The organism is Pseudomonas sp. TH34, assembly GCF_016650865.1.
In the GTDB taxonomy this organism is placed as follows: domain Bacteria; phylum Pseudomonadota; class Gammaproteobacteria; order Pseudomonadales; family Pseudomonadaceae; genus Aquipseudomonas; species Aquipseudomonas yamanorum.
Genome location: NZ_JAEKFB010000035.1, coordinates 85647 through 104888, shown reverse-complemented (window position 1 = coordinate 104888; position 19242 = coordinate 85647). Strand labels below are relative to the sequence as shown.

Genomic DNA, 19242 nt, shown 5'->3' with positions numbered 1-19242 from the left:
CTTGCTCGCGAAAGCGGTGTGTCAGGCACTGTATCTGTTACTGATCCACCGCATTCGCGAGCAAGCCCGCTCCCACATTTGGACAGTGTTGCGTTCAGTTAGAAGGTGTAGTCCGCCGTCACAAAGAACGACCTGGGCTCGCCCAGGATCCATTGCTGGCCGTCATTGTATTGGCTGACGGCGTAGGTGCGGTCAAACAGGTTATTCAATTGCAGGCCCAATGTCGTGTTGCGCATGGCTTTCCACGACACGCTGGCGTCGACCACGGTGTAGCTCGGCACTTCGCTGGTGTTGGCGGCGTTGGCGAAACGCGAGTCTACATAACGCACGCCGGCACCGGCGCGAACGTCGTCAGTGATGGCCTTGCTCAGCCACAGGTTGGCGGTGCGGCGCGGTACGTCGGTGGGGCGGTTGCCGTTGCGGGACACGGCCTGGCCGTTGACCACTTCAGAGAAGTCGTCGTACTGCGCACGTACGATGGCTGCGTTGGCTTGCAACTGCCAGGCGTTCGGCAATTGCAGGTCGAGGCTGGCTTCCAGGCCGTTGGAGGATTGCTGGCCGACTTGTTCCTTGAGGGTGGTGCCTGGGATGCTCACCAGCAGCTTCTTTTTGACGATGTGGTAGGCCGCCAGCGTCCATTCACCCCGCGAGTCCCAGAACGCCTGCTTGAGGCCGATCTCGGTCTGCTTGGCGGTGGACAGGCCGAACTGCTGCTGGCTCGGGCTCAGGGTAATCAGGCTGCCGACGCCGTCGGTGCTGGTGGCGTACTGGCCGTATACCGAGGTGTCCGGGGCGATCGCGTAGACCAGGCCGGCTTTCCAGTTGTTGCCGGTAAAGGTCTTGTTTGAGTCGCTGCCATCCACCAGGGAGTCACTGTCGATGTGCACGTAATCGCGGCGCACGCCGGTGATCAGTGACAGTTGATCGGTCAGTTGCAGGCGGTTTTCGGCGAACGCAGCCAGCTGTTTGGTGGTGCTGACGGACTGCGGGACGAAGGGGCTGGCGCTTTCAAACGGTTGCGGTACCGGGTGGTTGATGTCCACCGGTTGGCCGGCGTTCGTCAGGTCATCGAACGGCGAGTTGCTGGCCAGGCGAAAGCGAATGCGGTTGTACTCCACCCCCGTCACGGTCTGGCTGTCGAGGCCGAACAGGGTGTGTTTGAAGGTAAAGGTCTGGCGGTCGCCGACCTGTTCCTGGTTGTGCTTGATGCCCAGGTAGCTCTGGCGCACCAGGCCGCCGTCGACGTAGTTGTAGCTCTCGGCGTTCTGCCAGCGGCGCTGGTTTTTCAGGTAGGACAGTTCGTTGGTGGCGGTAACGTTGTCGTTGATCTGCCACTCGCTGGTCAGGCGTGTCCACTGGTCGTTGTAGTGCTGAATATCGTTGCTGACGTTGTAGTTCTTGTCCCGCAGGCCCTTGTGCAACTGGCCGTTGATCAGCGGTGTGCCGTAGTCGTTTTGCGGGGTCTGGTCGCCGTAGTCGGAGGCCAGGGTGAAGCTCAGGTTGTCCGCCGCCTGCCAGCGCAGGGCGCCGCTGACGAAGTCGCTGCCGGAGTCGCCACGGTCGATGAAGCCGTTGCTGCGCAGGCGGTTGATGTTCAGGCGATAGCTCAGGGTGTCGGTCAGCGAGCCGCCGCTGTCGAGGGCTTGCTGCTGGCGGTCATAGGAACCGTAGCCCAGGCGGACATGGTTCTCGATCTCGCCCTCGAAGGGTTTCTTCGCGATGGTGTTGATCACCGCGCCGGTGGCGCCCTGGCCGTACATCACCGAGGCCGGACCGCGCAGTATGTCCACCCGCTCCACAGACCAGGTGTCCACCGGGAAAGTGGAAGTGCCGGCGCCATCGAACATGCGGGCGCCGTCGTACAGTTGCAGCACCGAACTCTGGCCAGTGAAACCGCGTGCCGACAACGAGGTGCCGCCGTCGCCCGGCGTGCCGGTACGGCTGATGCCGGTGGCCCGGGAAATGGCGTCCTGCACCGTGGCATCGCCCCGTGCGCGAATCTGCTTGCCGGTCTGGCTTTCAACGCTGCCCGGGGTTTGCAGGGCTGTGAGGTTCAAGCGCGAACCTGCGGTGGTCGGGGTTTGCAGGTCGACGCGCTCGTCGTCGACGGCTGGGGCGGAGACGGCACTGGCGGGAAGCGTCAGGGCCTGGGCAGTGTTTTGCAGGGCGAGCAGGCACAGGCCGGACGCAAGGTACTTGTTCATCGGACGATAAATCGCTTCTTCGAGGCGGTACTCGCCGCTGGGCGCGGCGAGTGGGGGAACGCGTTAAGTGTTACAACATAACACTTTGTGCGATGTGGGCGAAAGCCCGCGTAAGACTACATAACGCCTCTAGGTAGGGCATCTCGTCTGTTTCACGCTGAACCTGAAGCAGATTCACGTTGGCCAAACAGACGTGAAAGCACCAGGCGATCCAACGCCCAGACCACGATCAATGAGGCGCCCACCAGCGGAAAGACAATCGCCAGCCCGAGCATGATCACCATCGCGGTTTTCCATTTCGGCAGGTCATGGCGCAGCGGTGGAACCCCCAGCCCACCCTGCGGCCGGCGCTTCCACCAGATCACCACACCGCTGATGGCACTGAGCAGGATCATCAGGCAAATCAGCAGCACGATGATCTGATTGACCACGCCAAACATCTTGCCTTCGTGCAGCATCACGCCGGACTCGGTAACCCGCGCCACGGTGTTGTAGTGCTCCCAGCGCACATCGGCCAGGACCTTGCCGGTGTATTGATCCACATGCAGGGTCGCGTCGTTGCGCGGGTCATTGGCGAACACCGAGAGGGTGAACACGCCTTCGGCGGTGGTGGGGAAGGTGACGCTGTAGCCGGGCTCGACCTTGCGTGAGTTGGCGAGGTCGACCACTTGCTGCAGGCGGATACTCGGGGCTGCCGGGCCCTGGCTCATGCCGGCGTGCTTCATGTGCTCGGCATGCTCGCCAGACATCGGCATCGGCGTGTTTTCCATGGCCCACGGCACGGTCTGTTGGCTCGCGGTGTTGAGGCTGCGGGCCTGCTGGTCGGACTGCGGTACGTTGTTCCACATCGCCGCCGGGAATTTATTCCACAGTTCGGCATATTGCTTGCCCCAGAAGCCGGTCCAGGTCATGCCGCTGAGCAGCATCACCAGCAGGAACGCCGCGCCCCAGAAGCCGGCGACTGCGTGCAAGTCCCGCCAGAACAGCCGGCCACGGCTGCCCAGCCGTGGCCACAAAATGCCCGCTGCCGACTTGTTTCGCGGCCACCACAAGTACAGGCCCGAGATCACCAGCATCACGCCCCAGCCGGCAGCCAGTTCCACCAGGCGATCGCCGACGGTGCCGATCATCAACTCACCATGCAGCGCACGTGCTATGGCTTGCAGATTGTATTTGGAATCCTGTTCACCGAGCACGGTGCCGCTATACGGGTCGACGAATACAGTCACTTCGTGCCCGTCGTTACGCATCACGAATTGCGCGCTGCTGGTGGTGTCGGCAGGCGGCAGGTATTTGCTGATCTTGCCTTGGGGATACGCGGCCTGGGCGCGTTGCAGTTGCTCGTCGGCACTCAGTGCGTGTTCGGCGCTTTGCACCGTCAGCAGGTTGCCGTACATCAGCGGGTCGAGCTGAGGCTTGAACAAGTAGATGATGCCGGTCAGGGCCAGCAGCACCATGAATGGCGCAACAAACAGCCCGGCGTAGAAATGCCAACGCCAGGCCAGGTTGTAGAAGGAAATCTTGGGTGGGTTCATCAGGGTGTGCTCCGCAAAGGCTTGGATTTTTTGTGTTATCGAGGACGCCATCGCGAGCAGGCCAGCTCCCACAGGGGAATGCATTTCCACTGTGGGAGCGGGCTTGCCTGCGATGCTCTTAGAAGCTCATGTCCACCTTGGTCCAGAGCGTACGCCCCGGTTCCTTGATGGCTTGCGGGTCATTGGCCGGGTAGCCGAACCCGGCGTTGCCGGCCAGGTTGAGGTGCTCGGCGTAAGCCTTGCCGAACAGGTTGTCGACGCCCGTGCTGACCTTGAAGTTTTTGTTGATGCGATACGCCGCGTTCAGGGAGAACACGCCAAACCCCGAGCTCTTGTCGAAGTCCTTGCCGACCACGTTGCCCTTGTTCTGGTCGATGCGGTTTTGCGCCGCGACCACCCGCCACAAAGCACCGGCACTCCAGTCGTCCTGGCTGTAGGTCAGCCCGAAGCGCGCATCCAGCGGCGGGATTTGCGGCAGCGGTTTGCCGTCGCTGCTGTTCTTGCCCCAGGCGTAGGCGAAGGTGGCATCGGCTTTCCATTTGTCGGTCAGCTTGTATGCCGCGCCCAATTCACCGCCCATGATTCGTGCGTCGACATTGCGCGCCTGGGAAGTGGTGCCCATCATTCCCGGCCGGTAGTCGAACAGGATGAAGTCGCGTACCTGGCCGACGTAGCCCGAGGCCCAGGCGTCAAGGTCTGCGGATTTGTATTGCAGGCCGAAATCCAGCTGGGTGGTTTTCTCGGGCTTCACACCATCAAAGGCATTCACTGAACCGACCGCCCCAGTGTTGGGGGAAAACAGCTCCCAGTAGTCCGGGAAACGTTCGGAGTGTCCTAGGCCGGCGTACAGGGTGGTCGGGCTGTCGGCCAGGTCGTGCTCGTAGCGCACAAAGCCCGACGGCAGGGTATCGGCGCGGGTGTTGCCGGCGGTGGGGTTGGGGCTGCTCATCATCCCGGAGCTGATGGTTTGCCGGAAATCCTTGGCTGAAGCGCGGTCGACGCGGGCGCCGGTGATCAGGCGGTCGCGGTCGGCGGCGTACCAGGTCAGTTCGCCGAACACCCCGTAGTTGTGGAAGTTGGCGTCCTTGCTGCGGGGCAGGTCCTTATAGGTGTCGACGCCCATGGCGCTGCGTTGGCGGTGCTCGTTGGTTTGCGCATCAAGGCCGCTGATCAACTGCACATCGGCCCAACGCCAGGTGGCCTTGATACGGGCCCCCAGAGTACGGCGATCGACGTTGGCCGCCATGGGACCGGCCATCATCCCGGTGCCTGAGGGGACGCGCAGGGTGTAGTTGTCCATCACATGGTCGGCGTAGTTGTAGTAGACCTGTGCCTCGACCTTATCCAGCACCTCGCCGATATTCGATTTCTCGAATCGCAATCCGAGGCTCTCGCGCAAAAACTGCGAACCGTCCATGCCACGCCCGGCGTAGCGGGCTTCGCCATCGCCACGGCCGGCGGTGAGTTCCAGCAGGGTGTCGGCGTCCGGGGTCCAGCCCACGGCCACGTCGCCGTTCCACTTGTCGTAGCGCGAGGCGACGGTGTCGTTGTTGCCGTCCTTGTAGTCATCGGCGTGGGCCTGGTTGCCTATCACCCGCACATAACCCAGCGGCCCGCCGGCTGCTGCGTCGACGACTTTGTCGAAACGCCCGTTGGAGCCCGCCAGGATGCTGGCGTTGACCCGCGTGCCCAGCTCGCCGAATTGCTCGGGCTCGCGCTCGAACAGGACCGTGCCGGCTGAAGCGCCCGGGCCCCAGAGCACGGTTTGCGGGCCTTTGATCACGGTGAGCTTGTCGTAGGTTTCCGGTGAGATATAGGAGGTGGGCGCATCCATCCGGCCGGGGCAGGCGCCGAGCATCATGCTGCCATTGGTGAGGATGTTCAGGCGTGAGCCGAACATGCCCCGCAGCACCGGGTCGCCGTTGGTGCCGCCGTTGCGCACCAGGGCGAAGCCGGGGATGGTCTTGAGGTAGTCGCCGCCATCGCTGGCGGGCACCGGTTGGCGCGGGTCTTTCGGGTTGGTGACGACGGTCAGCGGCGAGCTGGGGGCGATCGCGGTGATCACCGTCGGGCTCAGTTCGTTGTGGTCGGCATGTTCGTCGGCGTGGGCCTGTGGAACCAGCAGCGCGCCACACAGAACGGCGAACACGGGAGTACGTCCCAAACGGGTGTCAGCAGAAAACCTGGACATGAAAAATTCCATCAATCATTCGTAAACAACACGGCCAGCAGCCTGCGGCTGTCTGTCTAAAGTCGGCCGGGGTGAAGTAACGGTGTGAAGTGCTTACGCGATGACGGGCGGGGCGCGGCTACGGGCGCCGGGGAAGACGGTTTGCCGGGCATGGCCCAGGCGTGGGGCGGGGGTGAGGGCATTGGCGGGTGGCGGGCTGCCAAGGGTGACAAACGACACACTGCCCGGCAGCGCCGGGCAACTGAAAAGCAGGCTGCAATAGCCGCACTTTTCCCAGAGCACGTGGTGTTCGTCGGGGGCCTTGTTGTGGTCGGTCGCAGGCGATGCGTCGCCATGGCAGCTCGGCGCGTCCATGGACATTTCCATGGACATACCGGCGTGATGATCCATCGGCATCGCTTGGGAAATCAGCGGACCGATAAAGATCATCAGCATGGCGAACAGGCTGATCCAGCTGCCGCGCATAAGGCTCACAGGCTTACGGCGGTGCGGGGACAACCTGGCGCGTGGGGCGCCCATCAAGCGTTATCTATTGGGCGTGCATGTGCTCGTGGCCGGCCATGGGCGGTTGCTTCTGCACCGACACTTCCACCTTCACCGGCCCGGCCTTTTCAAAATTCAGGGTCAGCGGGAAATGCTGGCCGTCACGCAATGCGCTACGGTCCTTCAGGTCCAGCAGCATCACGTGGTAGGCCATGGGGGCGAACGTCAGGTCGCCTTTGGCCGGCACCGCGACGCTGGTCACCTGCTGCATCTTCATCAGATCGCCCTGCATCACATGCTCATGCAGCTCGGCCTTGGCGGCCACGGGCGTGTCGACGCTGAGCAGCCGGTCAGCGTTTTCGCCCTGGTTATGAATCACGAAATACGCCGCGACGGTTGGCGCGTTGGGCGGCAGTTCTTGGGACCAGGGTTCGCTGACCACCAGTTCGCCGACCTTGAAGTCTTCGGCATTGGCAGCAGCACACACCGGCAGCAACAACGCAGCCAGAAGCAGGGAAGATTTGAGCATGGCAGTTCTCCAGAACGGTTCTAAACGCAGTTCACTTGCGAAGAAATCAGACCGTTGGAGACGCGCGGGGGTTAAGGCTCGGCCATTGCTGGCGCGGGGTGGGGGATTGCAATGACGGCGGTGGCAAGTCTTGCACCGCGTCGAAACGAGCAAAGAACAGGCTTGGTGTGTGCCCGGGCAGCGCGACCAGAGGCGCCGAGCCCGAGCAACACCAGCAATGCTGCATGGTGGAGTGATCGTCCTGCTGCGGCGCCGGAATCTCCAGCTTGCCCAGGGCAATGGCTGTCAGTTTCGTGCCATTGGAGGAGCAGAAACTGCCCCAGAGCAGTTGGTCGAGGGCATTGTTCGAACGCTGCATCGCCCCGGCCATCGGCATGGCAAACGCATTGAACAGCACTGCAAAGCAGGCGATCCAGGCAAATGCAAAGCGTTGACGGGCCATGGCGGACAATCCGTAGGGTTAAGCGATCAGGTGGGTATTTAGCCTGATCGGGGGGGATAAGTAAAAAGGAGCGGTGTGGTTTGGTGTCGCAGTGCTGGATTCAGGATAGACGGGAATCAAGGATTTCCATTTTTTTCAAATGGGCTGCAATGTTCAGTGCGACAGCTGAACGCTGTGCCCGATTCGAATGTGGAGGTCATCCGCAGAAATTTCCGGCTGATCAGTGCGACGAATACAACTCATCAAAACAAAGAATTGGCGCCGACAAACCGATCACCGTAAAACTTCAAAAAAAAGGAAAGTACACTCCATGACCTTACTGATGTTTGTCCTGCTCAGCTTATTCGCCGGCTTCGCAGTGCCCTTGCAAGCCGGGACTAACGCAAAATTAGGCAGTCTCCTGGGCCACCCTTTGTGGGCAACCGCAGTTTCCTTGTTGGTCAGCCTGGTCGTTCTCATCGTTGTCATCATTGTTGTAAAAGCACCCCGTCCGAACTTGTCGGCGGTACAAGAAGGTCCGTGGTGGATTTGGATGGGCGGTGTCGCGGGTGTGTTTTACATCACCGTCGCCTTATTGATGGCCCCCCGGCTCGGCGCGCTGAACTTCATCATGGCGGTATTGGTCGGCCAGCTTATCGTTTCAATCGCGATTGACTATTTTGGCCTGATCGGCTTTCCCAAGCAGTCTCTTAATATTAATAAACTGGTCGGCGTAATCGTCGTCATTGGAGGTTTTCTTATTACTACGCGCACTTGAAAGCAAACGACGGGGTCACCGAAACAGAAGACTTCTTCATGTTCCCGAGTCAGGGATTGACGACAGCTATTATTTTTAAAAAGGTGAGGCAATGACTAACCAATCTGCAACTGCTACGTATGACGCCATTGGCGAACGCTTCGAGGCGTTCACGGACACGGCTTCCCAGCGCTCAGTAGAAACCGCGACGTTTTTCCATATGGTCGGTGATGTCAAAGGCAAATCCGTACTGGACCTGGCCTGCGGCTTCGGCTTCTTTGGTCGTGAGTTGTATCGCCAGGGCGCAAGCAAAGTGGTCGGGGTGGATATTTCCGCCTCGATGATTGACCTGGCTCGCAAGGAATCGGCGCGTAACCAGGAAGCGATCGAGTTCCACGTCAGCGATATCTGCGACCTGGGCATCCTCGGCAAATTCGACCTGGTGACCGCCGCCTGGCTGTTCAACTACGCCGACTCGCCGGCAAAACTGGACAAGATGTTCCAAGTGGTGGCCAAGAATCTCGCCCCTGGCGGCCGCGTCGTGGCCTACACCGTGGAGCCGACGTTCCAACTGCAACGCGGCAACTTCACCAAGTACGGCGTGCATGTGCTGACCGAAGAAGCCCACGAAGGCGGCTTTCGCCACCACGCTGAATTCGTCACCCAGCCGCCCAGCGCCTTTACCTTTCATCGCTGGAGCCGTGAGCGTTATGAACTGGCGATCATGAAGGCCGGCTTCTCGCGTCTGCAATGGCAAAAACCCCTCATCTCCGAAGCCGAGCGGGCCAAACATCCTAAAGGCTATTGGGATGATTTCGAGCGCAACTGCCTGCAAACCGGGCTGATCTGCACCCTATGAAAGCCGGGCACGCGGCACCTGGGTGCGCGTGCCTTTTCTTTACAGCAGCAGGAAACCAAGCGTTATGACTTCCAAGGGTTTCAACCATTGGCCGGTGTTCGACGGCCCCCTGACCGCCGAGATGACCGACCGATTTTTGATGGGCCTGCCTGAGCACTTCCAGGACGCGCTTAACCTGAAGCTGCCCCTGGCCGCCTGGCGCCAGGTCTCGGAAGAGTCCATCGAACAGTTGGCTGAACGCGTGGAAAACCCGGTCTCGCCACTGGCCTGGCGCTATGCCGCCGCCCAACTGCTGGCCCTGACCATGGACCCACGGCTCGACGTGCTCAACCCGGCAATGATTCACATCAGTGGCGGCCAGGTCGAAATCGGCCTGCCGGAATCGGCGGTGGATCAAGTCATGCACGACCTGCAGGGCCTCGGCCTGGACCGCGACTGGATCGCCAAGGAAGTACCGCGACATCCGGTACACCTGCAACCCTACGCCATTGGCAAATACCCGGTGACCAACCTCGAATACCGCGCCTTCCTCGAAGCCTCGGGCCAGGCGCGGATTCCCGAAAGCTGGGCGTTCGGCCAATATCCCAACGCGCGCGCCAATCACCCGGTGTTCGGCATCACCGCCGAAGACGCCGACGCCTACGCCGCCTGGCTCAGCGCAGCCAGTGGCCAGGCCTTCCGCCTGCCCACCGAAGCCGAATGGGAATACGCCGCGGCCGGCCCGGAAAACCTCGAATACCCCTGGGGCCCGACCTTTCTGCCGCAGCACGCCAACACCGCCGAAATGGGCCTGTTCGACACCACCCCGGTCGGCTTGTTGATCGAAGGCGCCTCGCCCTTTGGCTGCCTGGACATGGCCGGCAACGTCGAAGAGTACGTCAGCGATGACTATGCCCCCTACCCAGGCGGCACGGCTATCACCGACGACCTGGTCACCGTGGTCGGCAACCATCGGATCGCCCGCGGCGGCAGCTTCACCCGCTTTCGCGACCTGACTCGCAATTGCCGACGCCACGGCAAATACCCGCGACAGATTTATGTAATGGGTTTTCGCCTCGCCAAGACCCTGTAGACCCCTCGCTGTTTTACAACGAATAAATTCAAACAAAAACGCGTTAATCATTCAGCATGGAAGGAACCGCAAATGACCCGCCTAAGCGTACGCAATCACGTTGATATTCCCTTGGATGACACGTCGCATCCCGGTACTTTTTATACGTTCAGTGGATTGGAAACCGCCCTCGAACATATTGTCATTAAACTGGGGCCGGCTAATCCGGTCAGTCCGTTAGTGCGGATTCATTCCGAATGCCTGACGGGTGACGTATTCAGTTCACAGCGCTGTGATTGTGGCCCTCAATTAAATGAGTCCATCGACCGTATGCGAGAAGTTGGTGGCTATTTGATTTACCTGCGCCAAGAAGGTCGCGGTATTGGCTTATATGCAAAGTTGGATGCTTACCGCCTGCAAGATTCTGGCATGGATACCTTCGAGGCGAATGCACACCTTAACTTCCCCGAAGATGATCGCGACTTTTCCATGGCCGCCGGCATGTTAAAAGCGTTGGATATCAAGCGTTGCCAATTGATAACTAATAATCCGGAAAAAGTTCAGGCCTTGGTTGATAACGGCATTATCGTCGATAAAGTCATTCCCACCGGCGTATTTGTCACGCGCCATAACACCCATTACCTGCAAGCCAAAGTCGATAAAAAAAATCACGTGATCAAGCTGGTGAAATAACTCGCTTGCGCGGCCGAATCATTCAGGTCGCCCGCAATAAGCCAACCTCAACATTAAGGATAATGACGCATGAGACATTTTGGCCCTATCAGCGGTATTGCAACGTTCAACGATACCTACGTCGCCACCGCTGGCTATGACAACCAGGTCATCCTCTGGGACGCAAAAACCAAAACCCCGATCCAACGCGTACTCCACGACCACCTGGCCAACCAATGCGCGTTCAACGCCAGCGGCACGTTGCTGGTCAGTGCCAGCAGCGACTACACCGCCCGCGTCTGGGAAATTCCTTCGCTGCGCCTGAAGAGCGTGCTGGTCGGCCACGATGACGACATCGAAATGGCGGCCTTCTCGCCGGATGGCCAGACCATCGCCACTTGCTCCCGCGACCACACCATCCGCCTGTTCAACCTCAGTGGGCAAACCCAGAAGATCCTGACAGGCCATGAGGCCGATGTGATCTCGGTGTGCTGGTCCGCAGACGGCCAGACCCTGGTGTCGAGCAGCGATGACGGTTCGATCCGCCGCTGGGACGCCGCCTCCGGCGAGCAACTGGACATCATCGACCTCGGCGGTGTCGAGACCGACACCGTGGCCTTGTCCCGCGAAGGCATCATCTTTGCCGGTGACGACGAGGGCAAGATTTCGGTGATCAGCAGCAGCGGCACCTACCTGCAACCGGCCCACGCCGCCGGGATCAAACGCATTGTGTGGAACGACGCCCAGCGCCTCCTGGTCAGCCTGAGCTACGACCGCTGCGTAATGCTATGGAAACTGACTGCCGACAACCGCCTGGAAAAAACCGCACAGACCTCACTGCCAAGCATCATCTGGCCGCGCAGTTGCGCATTGCTCGGTGACCAGCGCATCGCCTTCGTGACCTTTGGTTCCACCTACGCCACCTGGGATTTCACTACCCAGCAATGGGACGTCAGCGGCATCGAGCCGGCCATCAGCCTGAACGCGGTGACGGTGGTCGGCGACGACATTTACAGCATCGGCGACGCCGGCATCCTGCAGATCAATGGCCAGCCCAGCACCAAGGCCGGCAGCCTGTGCAATTTCCTGCTGCCATTCGGCGACAGCGTGTTGACCGGCGGGCAAATGGGCACGGTGTTCGACGCCAAGACCGGCGACGTGATCTACCAGCACCGCTCACCGCTCAACTGCGGCACGACCTTTGAAAAGGACGGTGAGCTGCACGCCGCGATTGGTACTTACACCGGCGAAGCCTTGATCTTCAACCTGAAAGATCAGCAGCCGCAGTTCCTGCGCGAAGTGCGCATGCATGAAAATGCGATCAAAGGCATCGCGGCGGATGAACAGTATTTGTTCAGCGTGTGCGCGACGGCGGCGGCGGCGTTTTTCCGCATTGCCGACTTCGAGCTTGAGACCTACCTCGATAAAGCCCACGACCGCATTTCCAACGGTTGCACACAGATCCAGGGCGGCTTTGCCAGCATCGGTCGGGACCTCAAGCTGCGCCTGTGGCAGGCTGGCAACAGCGAAGTCTATGACACACCCCACAGCCACTCGATCAAGTGCATCGCCATCTCCAAGGACCGCAAGATGATCGCCACGGGCAGCTACGGCGGTACCGTGGCCGTGTTCGACCTGGCCAAGCGCAGTTGGGCAAAGGTGGAGAAGATTACCGCCAGCGGTATCTCCTGCCTGACCCACGACGCCGAAGGCAGCGGCTTCCTCGCCAGTGCCTATGATGGCCGCATCTACCCGATCAGCGCCCAGGCGTCGGCACGGCAAACGCGCCCATGACCCACTTCAGCGAAATCGACTTTCAACATATGCAGCATGCATTGTCGTTGGCCGAGCGCGGCAGTCACTCCACCTGGCCCAATCCTCGGGTCGGGTGTGTCATCGCCCACGGTACGCATATCGTGGGTGAGGGCTGGCATCGGCGTGCGGGTGGCCCGCACGCCGAAGTGTTTGCCCTGCGCCAGGCCGGCTCCCTGGCCAAGGGAGCCACCGCTTATGTGACGCTCGAACCGTGCAGCCATGTCGGCCGTACGGGGGCCTGCCATCAAGCGCTGATCGAGGCCGGCGTGGCGTGCGTGATCGTGGCCCATGAAGACCCGTTCAAGCAGGTCGACGGGCGCGGCATCGCCGAACTTCGCGCCGCCGGGATCGAGGTCAAGGTCGGCTTGCTCAACGTCGCGGCGTGGGAACTGAACCGGGGTTTCTTGTCCACGGTCAAGCGCAAGCGGCCCTGGGTGCAGTTGAAGATGGGCATGAGCCTGGACGGCCGCACCGCGTTGAACAATGGCAGTTCGCAGTGGATCACTGGCGCCCGGGCGCGCGCCGATGTGCAGTACTGGCGCGCGCGCAGTGCGGCGATCCTGACCGGTAGCGGCACCGTGCTGGCGGATAACCCCTCGCTGACCGTGCGTGAAATGGCGTCCGCCGAGGCCATCGCGCCAGTACGGGTCATCCTCGACAGTCAGGCGCGCGTGCCGCAGACCGCACGGGTGTTCGACGACCGGGCGCCAAGCCTGCATGTAATGCACGAGCGCCATGTACCGCAAGACGCCAACGGCGAACGCCTGCTCGGCCTGCCGGGCAATCAGCAGGGTCTGGATCTGCATGCCCTGATGGCTCACCTGAGCGAGCGCGGCCTGCATGACGTCATGGTGGAAGCCGGCCCGACACTGGCCGGCAACCTGTTGCGCGCAGGCCTGGTCGACGAGTTGCTGCTGTACGTGGCACCGCGTCTGCTCGGCGACCTGGCACGGCCATTGGTGCATTTGCCGGAGCTGGAACACCTGACGCACTCACTGGACTTTGCCCTGTACGACGTCACCCAACTGGGGCAAGACCTGCGTTTACGCCTGCGCCCCGATCAATCGACCAGTACGGTATGAGCCACCACTTGCTTGACTTGATCGCGCAACCACGCATGTGCCGGATCGTCACAGAAACGCTGGTGCCAGATCTGCACAAACGGAAAGCGCGGAATGCTGAACGGTGGCGGCAATTGCACCAGGTCCGGGTTAAGCAGGGTGTCCTCCAGGGTTCGCGTCGCGACGGTGAGGATCAGGTCAGTGTTGTGCAACAGGCTTGGCGCGGTGCGCCAGTGCGGCACGCTCACGGCGATACGACGGCGCAAGCCCTCGGCGCGCAACACGCTGTCGACTTCGCCATTGGCGCCACCGTCCATGGACACCTGGATATGCGGGCGCTCCAGGTAGCTCTCCAGGTCCAGCATGCCTTCCTTGGACAAGGTCCGCCGGTCGAGCAGGCAGGAAAAACTTTCCTCGAACAACACTTCCATCGACACATCGGGCGTCAGGCTGGGGAACACCCCCAGGGCCAGGTCGATCTTGCCCTGCGCCACTTGCTCGAACATCCCGTGCCGACTGCCCTGGGTTACCACCAGGGTGGTGTTCGGCGCCTCTCGACGCAGTCGCACCAGCAATTTGGGCAAGATAATCGCCGCGCCATAATCCGACATCGCCAACTGGAAGGTGCGTTGAGAGCGGGCCGCGTCGAAGTCGATGGACTTGCCGAACAGCGTTTCAATCTGGCTGAGAATCTCGCGCAGCGGGTCCTGGATGTTTTGCGCCATGGCGCTAAGCATCACCTCATTGCCCTTGCGGATCAGGATCGGATCGTCCAGCAGCACTCGCAACTTACTCAGGGAATGACTGATGGCCGGCTGGCTCAAATTCAGCCGCTCCCCCGTGCGGGTGACGTGTTTTTCGGTCAGCAGTGCATGGAGCACCACCAACAGATTCAAATCGATGTTGCGCAGTAAGACGGTGACCATGCGATGAATTCCATTTCAGGGAGCAACCCTTTAAAAAGGAGCAAAACATGCCTCAAATCAAACGAATTATTGAGACCGCGCTGTACGTGGATGACCTTGAGCGCGCCAAAGCGTTTTACAGCCAGCACCTGCAACTGGAAGTGATGGTTGAGAGCAGCGTGCTCGTCGCGTTCAACGTTGGCCAACAGAATACTCTCTTGCTGTTCAAACGGGGCGCCTCTGTACACACCAAGTATTTGAGCGGCGGCGAGATCCCGCCCCACGACGCCAGCGGGCGTATTCATATCTGTTTTGCCATCGATGCCGAAGACCTGCCGACCTGGGAGAAGCGTCTGGGCGCGGCCAATATCGCCATCGAAGGGCGTACGCACTGGCCCAAGGGCGGATCGAGCGTTTACTTCCGTGACCCGGATGCGAACCTCGTCGAACTGCTGACACCGGGCTGTTGGCCCATTTACTGATTGCTCTTCAAGGAATGAAGCTTATGCCTCACGTCAGCACTCCGGGACGTGCCGTTTCCCGAACCACCGTGGCATTGCTGATCGCCGCGCTCCTGTTGCTCGCCCTGGCCTGGGGCTTATGGCGCTGGAGCCATCCGGCCGTTGCCTCCTATGCCCCGGCGCCGATAAAAGTCGCGATTGCGCCGGTCAGCGATGCACCGTTCACCCGCTACCTGGAGGCCATTGGCGAACTGGAGGCGGTGCAACAGGTGAGCGTGCCCGCCGAAGTCGGCGGGCGCGTTGTGCAATTGCCGGTAGAGTCCGGCCAGCGTGTCGAGCGGGACCAAGTGCTGGTCAAGCTCAACGACGCGCCACAGCGCGGTAGCCTGATGCGCCTGCAAAGCGAGCTGGAAAACGCCAAGGTCAAGCTGGAACGTTCGCGCAGCCTGGTCAAGGTCAGCGCTATCTCCCACGAAGCCTTCGACAATGCACAGACCGAGTACACCACGGCTCAAGGAGCCCTGCAGGAACTCAAGGCGCAGATTGATCAACTGACCATTCGCGCCCCTTTTGCCGGCACCCTGGGGATTCGCAAGGTGCACTTGGGGCAGTACGTCAATCCGGGCGACAGCCTGATCAACCTGGTCGGCGACCAAGGCCTGTACGTCAATTTCAGCGTGCCGGAACAAGCGCTGGCGCAACTCAAGGTCGGCAACCGCGTGAACGTGCAGCTCGATGCCCTGCCGGGGCAACACTACACCGCGCGCATCAGCAGCATCGACCCGTTCCTCGATCGCGCGCGCACGTTGAGTGTCCAGGCGCTGCTGCAAGCGCCGACGCCCGGCGCCTTGCCGCGCATGTTCGCCAAAGTGCGCCTGCCCCAGCCGCTGCCGAGCAGTACCCTGACCGTGCCGGAAACCGCGATCACCTATAACGCCTATGGTGAAGATGTGTTTGTGGTGCAACCCTCGCCAGACGCCAACACCCCGCCGGTTGCACGGCGGGTGCTGGTCAAGACCGGCGAACGCCGGGATGGCCGGGTAGTGATCGACTCGGGGTTGAATCCGGGTGAACAGGTGGTGATTTCCGGGCAGATCAAGCTCAGCGACGGCGCCGCCATCGAACCCCTTGAGCGCACGGTGTTGAACGACGCCAACACGCCCGCGCGGCTGAGCATGTCCGGAGAGCAACCGTGAAATTCACCGACCTCTTTGTGCGCCGCCCGGTGCTGGCCCTTGTGGTCAGTCTGCTGATCGTGCTGGCCGGCCTCAAGGCTTACCTCGACCTGCCCGTGCGCCAGTACCCGCTGCTGGAAAGCTCGGTGATCAGCGTCACCACTGACTATCCCGGCGCTCCCGCCGAGCTGATGCAAGGCTTTGTGACCCAGCCGATCAACCAGTCCCTGGCCTCGGTGGAAGGCGTGGACTACGTCAGCTCGACCTCGGTGCAGGGACGCAGCCAGATCACCTTGCGCATGGCCCTTAATCAGGATTCGGCCAAGGCCCTGAGCGATGTGATTGCCAAGGTCAACCAAGTCAAATATCGCCTGCCGGAACAGGCCTACGACCCGGTTATCGAGCGCTCCGCTGGCGACGCAACGGCCGTGGCCTATGTGGGATTTTCCAGTGATTCGCTCAGCGCTTCGGCCTTGAGCGATTACCTCAGTCGCGTGGTGCAGCCGCTGTTTTCCACCATCGAGGGTGTGGCCAAGGTCGAGACCTTCGGCGGCCAGCGCCTTGCGATGCGCCTGTGGCTCGATCCGCAGCGCATGGCAGGCCACGGTATCAGCGCGGCTCAGGTCGAACAGGCCATCCGCGACAATAACTTCCAGGCAGCACCGGGGCAGATCAAGGGCCAGTACGTGGTCTCCTCGATCCAGGTCAATACCGACCTGAGCAGCCTGGATGAATTTCGCAACATGGTCATCAGCAACAATGGTGACCACCTGCTGCGCCTGCGCGACATCGCCACCGTCGAGCTCGGTTCGGCCGCCTATGAAACCAGTGCCTTGATGGATGCCAAGCCGGCGGTACATCTGGGTCTTTACGCAACGCCCAAGGGCAATCCGCTGCTGATCGTCGCCGATATCAAGCGCCTGCTGCCGGCCATCGAGAAAACCTTGCCGCCGGGGGTCAAGGTGGCGCTGGCGTTCGAGACCGCGCACTTTATCGAGGCGTCGATCATCGAAGTGATCGAGACCCTCATCGAAGCGATCCTGATCGTGGTGGTGATCATCTACCTATGCCTGGGCTCGGTGCGCAGCGTGATCATCCCCATCGTCAGCATCCCGCTATCGATGCTCGGCGCTTTGGGGCTGATGACGTTGTTCGGGTTCAGCATCAACCTGCTGACGCTGCTGGCGATGGTGCTGGCCATCGGCCTGGTGGTGGATGACGCCATCGTGGTGATGGAGAACATCCACCGTCATCTCAAGGAAGGCCGCACGGCCCTGCAAGCCGCGCTGTTCGGCGCACGGGAAATTGCCTCGCCGGTGATCGCCATGACCATCACCCTGGCCGCCGTCTATATGCCCATCGGACTGATGAACGGCCTGACCGGTGCGTTGTTCAAGGAGTTTGCCCTGACCCTGGCCGGCGCGGTGCTGGTCTCCGGGGTCATCGCCCTGACCCTGACCCCGGTGATGTGCGCCAAGCTGCTGCCCAGCCAGGAGCACGAAGGGCGCATGAGCCGCCTGGCCGAGCGCTTCTTCCAGCGTCTGGCGCGCCTCTACCAGCGCGCGCTGCTCGGCTCGTTGCGCAGGCGAGGGCTGATCCTGCTGCTGGGCGCACTGGTGCTGATCAGTCTGCCCTGGCTGTACGGGCAGGCCAGCAAGGAACTGGCGCCGAATGAGGACCAGGGCAACCTGCTGCTGGCGATCAAGTCACCGCAACACGCCAACCTCGATTACGTGGAGCGCTATGCCTATCAGTTGAGCGAGATTCTCGGCCAACTGCCGGAGACCGTCAGTACCTGGATCATCAATGGCAACGACGGGGTGGCGGCCAGCTTCGCGGGCGTCAACTTCAGCGAGTGGTCGCAACGTTCACGCAGCGCCGCGAGTATCCAGGCCGAACTGCAACAGAGCGTGGATGCGGTGGAGGGCAACTCGATCTTTGTGTTCCAGTTGCCGCCACTGCCCGCTTCGACCGGCGGTTTGCCGGTACAACTGGTGATGCGCAGCACCGAGGACTACCGCTCGTTGTACCAGGCCATGGAAGAGCTGAAGACCCAGGCACGGGCCAGCGGCCTGTTTGCGGTGGTCGATAGTGACCTGGCCTTCAACAACCCGGTGACCCAGGTGCGCATCGACCGCAGCAAGGCCAACAGCCTGGGGATCCGCATGCAGGACATCGGCAGCACCCTGGCGGTGTTGATCGGCGAAAATTACACCAACCGCTTCGCCTTGCAGGGCCGTTCTTATGATGTGATCCCCCAGAGCCAGGCGTCGCGCCGCCTCACGCCCCAGGACCTGAATGCCTTCTACCTCGATACCGACGCCGGCCAGCAGGTGCCGCTGTCGACCGTGGTCAGCCTGCACAGCGTGATCGAGCCGAACAAGCTCAAGCAGTTCAATCAGCAGAACAGCGCGACCTTCCAGGGCATCCCGGCGCCGGGGGTCAGCCTGGGTCAGGCGGTGGCGTTTTTGCAGGCGCACAGCCAACAGCTGCCGGCCAGCTTCAGCCATGACTGGCAGGCCGATTCGCGCCAGTTCATTCACGAAGGCAATGCGTTGATGCTGACGTTCCTGTTTGCGCTGATCGTGATCTATATGGTGCTGGCCGCGCAGTATGAAAGCCTGACCGATCCGCTGATCATCCTGATCACGGTGCCGCTGTCGATCTGCGGCGCGTTGATCCCGCTGGCCCTGGGTTTGGCCACGATCAACATCTACACGCAGATTGGCTTGGTGACGTTGATCGGACTGATCAGCAAACACGGGATCCTGATGGTCGAGTTCGCCAACGAGTTACAGCTGCTATACCGCTGCACACCGGCTCAGGCGATCATTCGCGCGGCGCGAATTCGTCTACGCCCGATCCTGATGACCACCGCCGCGATGGTGGTTGGCCTGGTGCCGATGCTGTTCTCGTCTGGCGCCGGCGCCAGCAGTCGATTTGGCCTGGGGCTTGTGATCGTTATCGGGATGCTGGTGGGCACCTTGTTTACGCTGTTCGTGTTGCCGTCGGTCTACACCCTGCTGTCACGAGCGCATAAGCCGGTAACTGATTGGGAGGTGATAGAAAAAACAGCCGCAGGCTTCAAGCCTCAAGCTTAAAAGCAAACGGGCGTCCTGAGGA

Annotated in this window: 16 protein-coding genes; 9 read left to right on the top strand and 7 right to left on the bottom strand. The window is 61.2% G+C overall.

The window, feature by feature from the left end; all coding sequences use genetic code 11:
* Positions 1-98: 98 nt before the first annotated feature.
* The 6 genes from JFU58_RS29845 to JFU58_RS29820 form a co-directional block, all read right to left on the bottom strand.
* Positions 99-2204 (bottom strand): TonB-dependent receptor, encoded by a 2106-nt coding sequence (locus JFU58_RS29845; RefSeq protein WP_201142988.1) that lies wholly within the window; start codon positions 2202-2204, stop codon positions 99-101.
* 152 nt (positions 2205-2356) lie between these two features.
* A complete protein-coding gene (locus tag JFU58_RS29840) occupies positions 2357-3739 on the bottom strand; it encodes a PepSY-associated TM helix domain-containing protein (protein ID WP_201142987.1) in 1383 nt (460 codons plus the stop codon).
* A gap of 118 nt (positions 3740-3857) precedes the next feature.
* Positions 3858-5930, bottom strand: a complete 2073-nt coding sequence (locus tag JFU58_RS29835) for a TonB-dependent copper receptor (protein ID WP_201142986.1) — start codon at positions 5928-5930, stop codon at positions 3858-3860.
* A gap of 93 nt (positions 5931-6023) precedes the next feature.
* A complete protein-coding gene (locus JFU58_RS29830) occupies positions 6024-6395 on the bottom strand; it encodes a DUF2946 domain-containing protein (protein WP_177070018.1) in 372 nt (123 codons plus the stop codon).
* 64 nt (positions 6396-6459) lie between these two features.
* Positions 6460-6942 (bottom strand): copper chaperone PCu(A)C, encoded by a 483-nt coding sequence (locus JFU58_RS29825; protein ID WP_063033343.1) that lies wholly within the window; start codon positions 6940-6942, stop codon positions 6460-6462.
* 46 nt (positions 6943-6988) lie between these two features.
* Positions 6989-7384, bottom strand: coding sequence for a DUF2946 domain-containing protein (locus JFU58_RS29820; RefSeq protein WP_063033342.1), 396 nt, complete (start codon positions 7382-7384; stop codon positions 6989-6991).
* Positions 7385-7694: 310 nt separating this feature from the next.
* On the opposite strand from JFU58_RS29820, the gene JFU58_RS29815 reads away from it, so the two are divergent.
* The 6 genes from JFU58_RS29815 to ribD all read left to right on the top strand — a co-directional run bounded on the left by JFU58_RS29815 (position 7695) and on the right by ribD (position 13599).
* On the top strand, positions 7695-8141 hold the full coding sequence (locus tag JFU58_RS29815) for a DMT family transporter (protein ID WP_017478404.1): 447 nt from the start codon (positions 7695-7697) through the stop codon (positions 8139-8141).
* A gap of 91 nt (positions 8142-8232) precedes the next feature.
* The gene (locus tag JFU58_RS29810; RefSeq protein ID WP_063033341.1) at positions 8233-8979 is read left to right on the top strand and encodes a class I SAM-dependent methyltransferase; all 747 of its coding nucleotides are present in this window, start codon (positions 8233-8235) and stop codon (positions 8977-8979) included.
* 64 nt (positions 8980-9043) lie between these two features.
* Positions 9044-10051, top strand: coding sequence for a formylglycine-generating enzyme family protein (locus JFU58_RS29805; RefSeq protein ID WP_201142985.1), 1008 nt, complete (start codon positions 9044-9046; stop codon positions 10049-10051).
* A gap of 72 nt (positions 10052-10123) precedes the next feature.
* Entirely contained in the window at positions 10124-10723 is a 600-nt protein-coding gene (locus JFU58_RS29800; RefSeq protein WP_063033339.1) for a GTP cyclohydrolase II, read from the top strand.
* A gap of 69 nt (positions 10724-10792) precedes the next feature.
* Positions 10793-12496 (top strand): WD40 repeat domain-containing protein, encoded by a 1704-nt coding sequence (locus JFU58_RS29795; RefSeq protein ID WP_063033338.1) that lies wholly within the window; start codon positions 10793-10795, stop codon positions 12494-12496.
* Positions 12493-13599 carry a bifunctional diaminohydroxyphosphoribosylaminopyrimidine deaminase/5-amino-6-(5-phosphoribosylamino)uracil reductase RibD gene (ribD, locus tag JFU58_RS29790; RefSeq protein WP_201142984.1) on the top strand — a complete coding sequence of 369 codons (1107 nt, stop codon included), beginning with the start codon at positions 12493-12495 and terminating at the stop codon, positions 13597-13599. The genes JFU58_RS29795 and ribD overlap by 4 nt, the downstream gene beginning before the upstream one ends.
* Here the strand turns inward: ribD and JFU58_RS29785 are convergent.
* Positions 13578-14504: a LysR family transcriptional regulator gene (locus JFU58_RS29785; RefSeq protein ID WP_063033336.1), complete on the bottom strand. Its 927-nt coding sequence runs from the start codon at positions 14502-14504 to the stop codon at positions 13578-13580. The two genes, ribD and JFU58_RS29785, sit on opposite strands and share 22 nt — an antisense overlap.
* A 47-nt stretch (positions 14505-14551) precedes the next feature.
* Between JFU58_RS29785 and JFU58_RS29780 the strand changes: the two genes are divergently transcribed.
* From JFU58_RS29780 to JFU58_RS29770, 3 genes are read left to right on the top strand one after another with little or no spacing between them, the layout of a single operon-like run.
* Positions 14552-14965, top strand: a complete 414-nt coding sequence (locus tag JFU58_RS29780) for a VOC family protein (RefSeq protein WP_201142983.1) — start codon at positions 14552-14554, stop codon at positions 14963-14965.
* Positions 14966-14988: 23 nt separating this feature from the next.
* Positions 14989-16140, top strand: a complete 1152-nt coding sequence (locus JFU58_RS29775; RefSeq protein ID WP_063033334.1) for an efflux RND transporter periplasmic adaptor subunit — start codon at positions 14989-14991, stop codon at positions 16138-16140.
* Positions 16137-19220, top strand: coding sequence for a MexW/MexI family multidrug efflux RND transporter permease subunit (locus tag JFU58_RS29770; protein WP_201142982.1), 3084 nt, complete (start codon positions 16137-16139; stop codon positions 19218-19220). Before JFU58_RS29775 ends, JFU58_RS29770 begins: the two co-directional genes overlap by 4 nt.
* Positions 19221-19242 lie beyond the last annotated feature (22 nt).

Excerpts from the sequence above, each read along its gene's own strand:
- JFU58_RS29820 (WP_063033342.1), bottom strand. The coding sequence starts at position 7,384 with ATGGCCCGTCAACGCTTTGCATTTGCCTGGATCGCCTGCTTTGCAGTG.
- JFU58_RS29840 (WP_201142987.1), bottom strand. The coding sequence starts at position 3,739 with ATGAACCCACCCAAGATTTCCTTCTACAACCTGGCCTGGCGTTGGCAT.
- JFU58_RS29830 (WP_177070018.1), bottom strand. The coding sequence starts at position 6,395 with ATGCGCGGCAGCTGGATCAGCCTGTTCGCCATGCTGATGATCTTTATC.
- JFU58_RS29845 (WP_201142988.1), bottom strand. The coding sequence starts at position 2,204 with ATGAACAAGTACCTTGCGTCCGGCCTGTGCCTGCTCGCCCTGCAAAAC.
- JFU58_RS29780 (WP_201142983.1), top strand. The coding sequence starts at position 14,552 with ATGCCTCAAATCAAACGAATTATTGAGACCGCGCTGTACGTGGATGAC.
- JFU58_RS29785 (WP_063033336.1), bottom strand. The coding sequence starts at position 14,504 with ATGGTCACCGTCTTACTGCGCAACATCGATTTGAATCTGTTGGTGGTG.
- JFU58_RS29835 (WP_201142986.1), bottom strand. The coding sequence starts at position 5,930 with ATGTCCAGGTTTTCTGCTGACACCCGTTTGGGACGTACTCCCGTGTTC.
- JFU58_RS29810 (WP_063033341.1), top strand. The coding sequence starts at position 8,233 with ATGACTAACCAATCTGCAACTGCTACGTATGACGCCATTGGCGAACGC.
- JFU58_RS29825 (WP_063033343.1), bottom strand. The coding sequence starts at position 6,942 with ATGCTCAAATCTTCCCTGCTTCTGGCTGCGTTGTTGCTGCCGGTGTGT.
- JFU58_RS29800 (WP_063033339.1), top strand. The coding sequence starts at position 10,124 with ATGACCCGCCTAAGCGTACGCAATCACGTTGATATTCCCTTGGATGAC.
- JFU58_RS29815 (WP_017478404.1), top strand. The coding sequence starts at position 7,695 with ATGACCTTACTGATGTTTGTCCTGCTCAGCTTATTCGCCGGCTTCGCA.
- ribD (WP_201142984.1), top strand. The coding sequence starts at position 12,493 with ATGACCCACTTCAGCGAAATCGACTTTCAACATATGCAGCATGCATTG.
- JFU58_RS29795 (WP_063033338.1), top strand. The coding sequence starts at position 10,793 with ATGAGACATTTTGGCCCTATCAGCGGTATTGCAACGTTCAACGATACC.
- JFU58_RS29775 (WP_063033334.1), top strand. The coding sequence starts at position 14,989 with ATGCCTCACGTCAGCACTCCGGGACGTGCCGTTTCCCGAACCACCGTG.
- JFU58_RS29805 (WP_201142985.1), top strand. The coding sequence starts at position 9,044 with ATGACTTCCAAGGGTTTCAACCATTGGCCGGTGTTCGACGGCCCCCTG.